Source organism: Roseibium sp. (genome assembly GCF_025698965.1).
Taxonomy (GTDB): Bacteria; Pseudomonadota; Alphaproteobacteria; order Rhizobiales; family Stappiaceae; genus Roseibium.
The window spans coordinates 1-8075 of the sequence record NZ_JAILWL010000303.1 but is presented as its reverse complement, the minus strand read 5'-3'; the positions used below and the strand labels follow the sequence as shown (position 1 = coordinate 8075).

The 8075-nt window shown below is 54.3% G+C and carries 8 protein-coding genes and 1 pseudogene; 3 read left to right on the top strand and 6 right to left on the bottom strand.

Features of this window, described 5'->3' with window-relative positions; translation table 11 throughout:
• A partial coding sequence (locus tag K5905_RS21595; protein WP_297587592.1) for a DUF899 family protein occupies positions 1-645 on the top strand: 645 nt, incomplete at its 5' end.
• Positions 632-1378, top strand: coding sequence for a DUF2182 domain-containing protein (locus K5905_RS21590; RefSeq protein ID WP_297587590.1), 747 nt, complete (start codon positions 632-634; stop codon positions 1376-1378). The genes K5905_RS21595 and K5905_RS21590, both read left to right, overlap by 14 nt.
• 30 nt (positions 1379-1408) lie before the next feature.
• Here K5905_RS21590 and K5905_RS21585 read toward each other — a convergent pair whose 3' ends face one another.
• Both K5905_RS21585 and K5905_RS21580 read right to left on the bottom strand, forming a co-directional pair.
• Positions 1409-2035, bottom strand: coding sequence for a LysE family translocator (locus K5905_RS21585; RefSeq protein ID WP_297587589.1), 627 nt, complete (start codon positions 2033-2035; stop codon positions 1409-1411).
• A 74-nt stretch (positions 2036-2109) separates the two neighbouring features.
• Positions 2110-3009 (bottom strand): aminoglycoside phosphotransferase family protein, encoded by a 900-nt coding sequence (locus tag K5905_RS21580; protein ID WP_297587587.1) that lies wholly within the window; start codon positions 3007-3009, stop codon positions 2110-2112.
• A gap of 227 nt (positions 3010-3236) precedes the next feature.
• Between K5905_RS21580 and K5905_RS21575 the strand changes: the two genes are divergently transcribed.
• A complete protein-coding gene (locus K5905_RS21575; RefSeq protein ID WP_297587585.1) occupies positions 3237-5021 on the top strand; it encodes a radical SAM protein in 1785 nt (594 codons plus the stop codon).
• A 2-nt stretch (positions 5022-5023) separates the two neighbouring features.
• Here K5905_RS21575 and K5905_RS21570 read toward each other — a convergent pair whose 3' ends face one another.
• The 4 genes and pseudogenes from K5905_RS21570 to K5905_RS21555 form a co-directional block, all read right to left on the bottom strand.
• Complete coding sequence (locus K5905_RS21570; RefSeq protein ID WP_297587583.1) at positions 5024-5461, bottom strand: hypothetical protein; 438 nt, start codon at positions 5459-5461, stop codon at positions 5024-5026.
• Positions 5462-5505: 44 nt separating this feature from the next.
• Complete coding sequence (locus tag K5905_RS21565; RefSeq protein WP_297587581.1) at positions 5506-7086, bottom strand: hypothetical protein; 1581 nt, start codon at positions 7084-7086, stop codon at positions 5506-5508.
• Positions 7058-7543 (bottom strand): hypothetical protein, encoded by a 486-nt coding sequence (locus K5905_RS21560; protein ID WP_297587579.1) that lies wholly within the window; start codon positions 7541-7543, stop codon positions 7058-7060. Before K5905_RS21560 ends, K5905_RS21565 begins: the two co-directional genes overlap by 29 nt.
• Positions 7544-7851: 308 nt before the next feature.
• Positions 7852-8075 (bottom strand): annotated as a pseudogene (locus tag K5905_RS21555) (anti-sigma factor); the annotation flags it as partial.

The window sequence follows — 8075 nt, the reverse complement described above, 5'->3', positions numbered from 1 at the left end:
CGCCGCGAACGGGAGCTCACCAGGCTCAAGGACGAAATCACCAACGCCCGCCAGGCCCTGCCCTGGGTGAAGTTGGACAAGGCTTATGTCTTTCAGACCGAGGGTGGCTCTCGGTCTTTGAGTGAACTGTTTGGGCCTCATTCGCAGCTCATCGCCTACCATTTCATGTTTGGTCCAGCGTGGGAGGAAGGTTGCAAAAGCTGTTCATTCTGGGCCGACAGCTATGAAGGCCTTTCTGCCCATTTGGCAGCGCGCGACATTGCGTTCACTGCGGTTTCTTCGGCACCCTTGGAGCGGCTCCTGGAATTCAAGGCCCGCATGGGCTGGACCTTCAACTGGGTCTCGTCGTTCCAGAACGGCTTCAATCACGACTTCGATGTCGGCTATGACGAAACCCGCCCGGACGCTCTCTCCCGCGCCTACAATTTTGGCATCATGCCCGAGGCAATCATGGACGAGATGCACGGCACCAGTGTCTTCGCCAAAGGAAAGGACGGAACCGTCTTTCATACCTATTCAATGTATGGACGGGGTCTTGATGCCACCAACGCTGCCTACGCCTATATCGACCTCACTCCCAAGGGCCGCAATGAACCGGCGGAAGGCAATCCAATGGCCTGGGTCCGACATCATGACCAATATTGAGCGGCAAACGCCAATTGGAGTTTCACCGGCAGGTCTCTTGCCGGTGTCTCTACCGCTTGTTCTCGCCGCGCTCTCCTGGGCGTTCGTGCTTGCTGGAAGCGGGACCGGCATGTCCGTCTTGGCGATGACAAGTCTGCATTTTCCTCCAGTGTCTCAGATTGGCGCAGTCTTCAGGCCCTGGACAGCCGTCTACGCAATCCAGATGATGCTGATGTGGTGGATCATGATGCTGGCAATGATGCTTCTGCCCCTTGCCATCTTCGCACGCAGTGCATTCAGACAGGCCCGCGTTACGTCCGCCGTTACATTCCTGGTCGGCTATTCCTCTGTTTGGCTGTTGTTTGCAATTGCTGCAACGGGCCTACAATGGGTCGCGGAGAAGGCTGAACTGTTTCACCCGTTCATGATGTGGAGTATTTCGCCGATATTCTCTTCCGCCCTGCTCGCCGGCGCGGGTCTTTTCCAACTGACCGGCTTGAAATCACGCACACGATTTGCCTGCCAAACTTCCGAATTCTCTCTTGCATCGGGATTGGACTTTGGCAAGAACTGCAGCATCTGCACCGGTCCGATAATGTTGCTCTTCTTAGCGGGCGGAACCATGAATATGGCCTGGATGGTCGGCTTGACGCTGATTGTCCTGGCTGAGCGTCGGCTGGACGATCACAGACTGTTTGATCGGCTGCTCGCTTCCCTGCTCATCGCACTGGGCGTGTGGAGCCTAGTGGCGTGAGTTTCGGCTACAGCTCCTCCGAAGGTCAACTCACCGTTCCTGCAACGCAAGGCGTATTCCAAGGGCACAATAGATGCTGCCGACGACTTTTCCCTGCCATTTAATCACCGCGGGGTGTCGGCGAATGAAGTTGCCAAGCTTGCCTGCTCCAATAGCAAAGACAACGGTACTGAACAGCCCGAGCACGACAAAAATCACACCTAGCATCGAGAGTTGAAGCATCACTGATCCGTTTTCCGGCGTCACGAATTGCGGCAGGAAAGCAAGAAAGAACAAAGCAGTCTTGGGATTCAAAACTTCGGCGATAACCGCCTGGTGAAATGCTTTGGCTGCGGTAATCGGCTGACTTCCCCGGGACAGGTCAACCGGTGTCTTTTCCAGCAGGGCCCGGAGACCCAGATAAATAAGGTAGGCAGCGCCTGCGTATTTTATCACGCTGAACAAGACAGCCGATGTTGCAATGATGGCGGAGACACCGATGATCGCCATGATTGTATGGAGGATGTCACCAGCAGCTATCCCGGCGCCCGTTGCGATGCCGACCCTTGCACCCGAACTCGTTGCGCGGGCCACGGTCAACAATGTCGCGGGACCTGGAATGAAAACAAACCCGAAGACAATTGTTACGTAAGCGATAAGTGTAGCAGGATCGATCAAGGGAGCCTCCGGGATTTCCAGTCGCGGCGATAGTACGGGCGGCTAGTGACATCCGGCAAGCGTGTTCTTTGCGACTACAGATACAGCCCCAACCGCATGAGCGTCCTGCGCGATTGTTCACACAGAGCTTCGTTTTTTCCGCCACGATAATAGTTCAACGCAATAGCTGCGCCGTAGAGCGCCCAGCCTTTGGCGCGCAGCCACTCGCTTTCATCAAGGTCCATCTCGGATTGAAAGACATCCCTCGCTTCCGGCTCAACCCAGCTCCAGGCGACTGAATTGTCTGCAGCCGGATCTCCAACAGCACAAAGCCCCCAATCGATTACCGCGCTAAGGCGCCCCTCTCTTGCAATCAGATTGTCTGATTTCAGGTCACCATGCAGCCAGGCGGGCTTGCCTTGAAAAGGCAAAGCACAGGCCTCATGCCAAATATTTTTTGCTGCCTTCACATCGATTTCGTCGGCAAGTCCTTCAATCGCCTCAAGTGTGTTCGTCGACAACAAGCTGAGCGCCACACCTCGATGATGGTTACAGTCTCCGGCAACAGGTGCCCCAACGGTGCTCTTGACCTGCAACGCTTTCAAGAATTGCGCCATGTCTTGCGCAGCCTGTTCCGTGTCTTCCAGGCTTTGGCATTCGGCAATGTCACCATCAAGCCAGTCAAAGACAGTAAAGCCGAACTCAAATTCGAAACTTGGACAGACGGCCAAGCGAACTTTCGGTACTTCAAGGGGCAAACCAGTCAATTGAGGAAGCCACACGGTTTCTTTTTCAAGAAGCGAGATGGCAGAGAGCCGACGAGGTAAGCGCATTAGAAGAGTTTCACCCAGTCTGTAGAGCGCATTATCCGTTCCGGATGATTGCAATCTGCTTATCTGCAATTCCGCCCAGTCCGGGGCGTGGAGCTTGAGCAACCGTCTGACGAGCGGTTCATCAGAAAAAATTTCGTCATCCGCATTCATGGCCGCAATCACCGGGCCTCCAGCAACAGAAACATGTCTCCGCCGAAAAACTCCAAACAGAACCTGGAATCAAGACGAGAATGATTGGACTGGCGACGAATTTGGTAAGTTGTGCCTGAAAAAACTCAACCCACCCCTACGTCAACTTTATTCTTGCTCGTAAACTTTGAACTGTTAGGCTTTTGGTGCGACCGGCACTGCTCGGAGCTTTTTCAGCTCCTGTCAGAAAGGAGGCCGTTATGCCGCGCGAGATTTTTCATGTCATTCTTATTCGTCCGACAAAGTATGACGACGACGGCTATCCGATCCATTGGCATCGAACCACTATTCCTGCAAATTCGCTGGCCTGCCTGAACGGCATTGTTCTCAACTGCCGCGAACGTCGGATTCTGGGACCGGACGTAGAGATTGTTATCCGTGCCATTGACGAAGGAAACATGCGCATCTTGCCTGAAAGACTGATCAGGCAGATCAACGATAAAGGTGGGCGCGCTCTTGTGTGTTTTGCCGGCGTTCAGAGCAACCAGTTTCCGAGAGCTGTAGATCTGTCTCGTCCGTTTCTGAAGGCCGGCATTCCTGTAAGCATCGGCGGCTTTCATGTCACGGGTTGCATGGCCATGCTCCCCGAGATGCCGACCGAAATGAGAGAAGCTCAAGAACTTGGCATTAGCTTCTTTTTAGGAGAAGCGGAGGGTGGGCGCTTCGACGCTGTTTTGCGTGATTCCTTTAAAGGTCGCCTCCAACCGGTCTACGACCATGTCAAGGATCTCCCCTCACTGCCTGGCGAGCCGGTGCCGGTTGTCGAAAAGGAGCAGATCGAGCGTTCGACCCTTGGTTATGGCAGTTTTGATCTTGGTCGTGGATGTCCATTTGAGTGCAGTTTTTGCTGCATCATCAATGTTCAGGGACGCGGCAGCCGCTTCCGTTCGATTGAAGATCTTGAAACAATTATCCGCAATCACGCCAGGATCGGCGTAACCAAGTTTTTCGTCACCGACGACAACTTCGCCCGAAACCGCAACTGGGAAGCCTTCCTCGACTGCCTGATCAATCTGAAAGAAGTCGAAAGACTGAAGTTCACACTGATAGTTCAAGTCGACACACTGTGCCACAAGATCCCGAATTTCATTGAAAAATGCGTCCGCGCCGGTGTCGATCAGGTCTTTATCGGGTTGGAAAACATCAATCCCGACAACTTGGCCGGGTCAAAGAAGCGCCAGAACAAAATCACCGACTACAGGGAAATGTTTCTGGCCTGGAAACAACATCCCGTCGTTCTCACTGCCGGCTACATCATCGGTTTCCCGAACGATACTCGGGAAGCTGTTCTTCGCGACATCGACGTCATAAAGCGGGAACTTGCCGTAGACATTCTCTCGCTGTCGGTCCTGACACCTTTGCCGGGATCGGAGGATCACGCCAACGCCGTTGCTAACGGAGTATGGACGGATCCTGATCTCAACAAATACGATCTCACCCATTGCGTCATCAGGCACCCGAATTTCACGGGTGAAACACTCGACCGACTTTACCTTGAAGCTTGGGAACGGTTCTATTCACCACAGCATTGCCGTACCATTTTGCGTCGCGCGGCAGCACTTGGCAGCAACAAGAAGATTTCCACGATGAACCGTCTTCTGGTGTATGGCACCGGGTCCCGTCTCCATAATGTCTTTTCGCTCGACGGTGGGTTTCTGAGGCTGAAATACCGAACGGACCGACGTCCGGGAATGCCTTTGGAGAACCCGCTGACCTTTTACGCAAAGTACTATTTAAGCACGGCACGAAACGTTGCAATCCTGGCCATTGCCAGGTGGCGTTATCTGCGTTTCATCAAAAACCTATGGTCGGACCCAACGCGGTTCGACTACAGCGATCAGGCAATCGCCGAAACCACCCATCAGGATTTCGAGACGCTGGATCTCTTTACTGCCACCCGTGGCGGCAGGGAGGCTGTCGCCAGCCACCGCAGGATGGAAAAGATCAAAACCCGGGCCCGGGGAAAGGCAATAGCCGGAACCTGATTTCAAGGGGACTTCAAGTCTTCATCCTTCACCCAGGCATAGAGAAAGAAATCTTCCCCACCCCGGCCAAAAGACCGCAAGACGCCTTCCTTTTGCCCACCCAGTGTTTCAATCCAGTGGTGGGCAATATCATGATCCTTGTGGGTCAACACTTGCAAGCGGCGACAGTCCCGCTCAATGGCCGGGCGAAGAGTATTCAAATGTCGTGTGATCAGCGGAACACACCGCTTGAACCACTCGGTACCAAAAGCCCAGGCCTGCCAGTGATCCGGATCGAAGGCCGACGCCCGGCTGAATCCATAGGCTGCTGCTGGCTGCCCGTTGTACCAAACAGACCATACCATGTCTGGTACAGACGTTTCGACAGCACAAATGCCCAGCGCTCTGGTGTCCCATTCTTTCCAGAGACAGGCAATTTCACGAAAGTCCTGCGACCGCATGTTTGCCGCAATAAAGCTCGCATCGCGTACGCATAGTTCCTTGATTAAAAGCCCGCGAGCGGATCGTTCAAGGGCGCAGTTTGGATCTGCTGTCCTGTCTTCAACACTTGCTTGAATTCCGCTTTGTCTTTCCATCCCAATGCCTCAACAATCGCGTCAGACTCGTCTGGAGACGCTCCCAGTCGGTCCTTGATCTCCTCTTTGCTCTCGATAAGGATCTTGCCGCCTTTCATCTTCCAGCGATGAGCTGTCAGCTGTGCCTTCACCGTGGCGGAGCGTTTGATCGCCAATCCCATTCCGCTTTTGGGGTGAAGTGCTTCACGCAGACGCCAGTAAAGCTGGGCACGCAGATTGTAGAACGGGATCCTGCTGTCCTTTGCGAACTCACCAGACTGACTGGAGAAGACGCACTTTTCGGCCGGAATATTGTTCTCACGGGTCAGAAAGCCGACCGTGTCACCACCCCAACCTCCGGTACAATCGACTACGATCAGTGCGTTGTCGCGCCGTTCCCTGATAATCAGCGACCCGACATCCGATCCATCCTTTGTATCCGCGCCTTTGCGAACAATACTTTCGGCAAACCGACGCCCGTGAAGCGCCTGCAGCACCGTCTTGTCTTTGCCGCCCTGCGCAACATCGACAGCCAGCACGTCCATAGGTTTGTCGTCATCGACACCCGCGTCGAAACGTTGAAACGCCAGGTCAATCCAATCTGACGGGATCACCTGCCATTCATGATCCTGGCGTGCCGCCTGGAAGTCACCGGTCTTGAGTGCGGTACGCATCGGTTCGGGCATCTGGTCCAACTGGGCGTCATAGCTTTCGTCGAGGAAAGCATTGTCCTGACGCCTCGCAGGAATGAAGGTCCGGCTTTTCGGGGTTCGTATTTCGCCCTCGATCTCCACCGGTTGGGGTCCATCCACCCACACCGTGCGGATCGCATCTCCATCATCGATAAAAACCGCCCACAGCAATTCGCCCGGACCGACCTTTCCGTAAAGCGAATGCAGCGGATCAAGCCAGGGAGCGAACCATTCGATCAGAAAGTCCCCCTGTCCCCCCAAGGGCGGATTGGTGGCAATCAGTCCCCGGCAGCGTTGGTCTGGCCGGGTCGTCCTGAGCCAGCCAAGCACGAAGATGATCTTTCGCGGGTCCATCTGAGCACCTTCATCAAAGGCCTTCAGGTCGTGGTCCCGGCCTTGCCAGTCTTCCTCCGAACCAAGCAACCCATGATGTCCAAATTCGATCATGCGTTCGTTTGGGCCAACCCATTTGGGTGGATTGCTGGATATCTTCCCCATTCCAGCCTGCCGCATCAGCGTATTCATACGCTCGATGAGACCTTTCAGAGATTTCAATGACTGCCTGAAGATTGCCGTCTTATGGTGGGCAAACAAAGCCAGACCGGCGATCAGATCGGTTTTGCCACCTCCAGCGGCTCCGCCATAGAGAGTCAGATCAGCTTGCGAAAAATACCCCTCCGTTTGTGGGCCGGATTGCGGTTGCCAGACGTTGAACTGATCCAACACGCCAGCTTCGTCCAATTGCTTTTGCAGACCGACACGTTCGGCCGGAGCCATCTTTTCAATATGGTCAATCAACGTGTCCAGAGCTGTCGTCATTTCGTGTTATGCCCTCGCGCGTTAGCAATGCCATTACACCCAACGCGATTTCCGCCGAGCTGCGTGGCTTGAGTTTTTCGATTTTTGCAGCCTCGTCTGCCCCTCCAAGAACACCCCATGCCTCGACTTCAGAGCGATCCCTCCATCCGGCCCGGTTCTTCATGTTGAAAGTCCAGGCAGTGGCATTGAATTTTACCAGGTCTCCCCGTGCCCCCTCCTTGCCGATTTTCTCCCATTCCAGCAGTCCACGACGAGCCGCTTCTTCAAGCCTTTCGGGTGGAAAGTCTTCCGGGAACTGCTCGGCGTAGTAGCGGATGGTTTTGCGGTCGGCGTCGGGAAAACATTCAATCGAATAGCCAGCCGCAATATGCGCGCATAGATCTTTGCATGCCTTTTGCCGCGCTGTGACCGTTGGCCATTTCAGCACGCGATCTTCCCTGCCCTGTTCGGACATCATGAACCTTTCTTTTTTGAAGTTTGTTGGGGCACCACGCCTTTGAAGCGGCTCAGCCAACCTCGGATGCGCAGTGTTGCCGGTCAGAGCATTAGGTCCGCTCGCTTAGGCGACCTGCGCCCTGTCGACACACTTGTTCAAGATACCCCGATAAGACCTGTTTTATCCTGAATTTGCCGAAGTGTCGAATTCAGGAAATGTCTGAAACAGTTGTTTAGAAAGGCTTTTTCAAAAGAACAATGGGTCTCAGACCGATGACGTCCTGTCAGTATTATGCGCAAAAATCAGCCCTGACTGAAACGTCGCGGGGATCACTTTCCAGCATCCAGTTCGTCCAATGCCTGTCGCTCTTCCTCCATGGAAAGCTGAGCACTCAACCCTGACGATGACAGCCAGGCTTCCAGAGCATCGAGAGATGATGCAGGTGCGTAGGTTCCAGCGGTTCCCGATGAAGCCGCAATCGCAATCTTCGGACGCCAATCGTCACTATCCTGGCAGGCAACAGAGACTATTGACGGGCCATCAATTGCTTCAT